Source organism: Tamlana crocina, from assembly GCF_012037625.1.
Window position 1 is genome coordinate 1 of the sequence record NZ_JAAVJS010000206.1, and the last position, 473, is coordinate 473.

Below are 473 nucleotides of genomic sequence, written 5' to 3' on the forward strand. Positions count from 1 at the left end.
ATGGACCTGGTTGATTTCTCTGAAGAAGTATATAATAATATAATAGCACAGTTTGAAGAGTTTTCTTCCAAACTGTTGATGAAGGATGTACGGTTCATTCCTATTAGCGCCTTAAAAGGAGATAATGTGGTAAACAGATCAGAGAACATGACCTGGTACCAAAATGGTACGCTTTTAAGTACCCTTGAAAATTTACATATTAGCAGTGATATCAATAAGATCGACGCGCGTTTTCCTGTACAAACAGTAATAAGACCGCAAAATGAAAAATACAGAGATTACAGGGGGTATGCGGGAAGGATCGCCAGTGGGATCTATAGAGTAGGAGATGAAGTAGCAGTACTACCATCAGGATTCTCTTCTAAAATAAGATCGATAAATGCCGGAAAGCAGGAAGTTGAAGAACCCTATGCACCAATGTCGGTTGCAATAACTCTTGAGGATGACATCGATGTAAGCAGGGGAGCTATGAT

The 473-nt window shown here is 39.5% G+C and carries 1 pseudogene; it reads left to right on the forward strand.

What is annotated here, in order from left to right:
- Nucleotides 1–473 (forward strand): annotated as a pseudogene (locus HC176_RS16335) (sulfate adenylyltransferase); the annotation flags it as partial.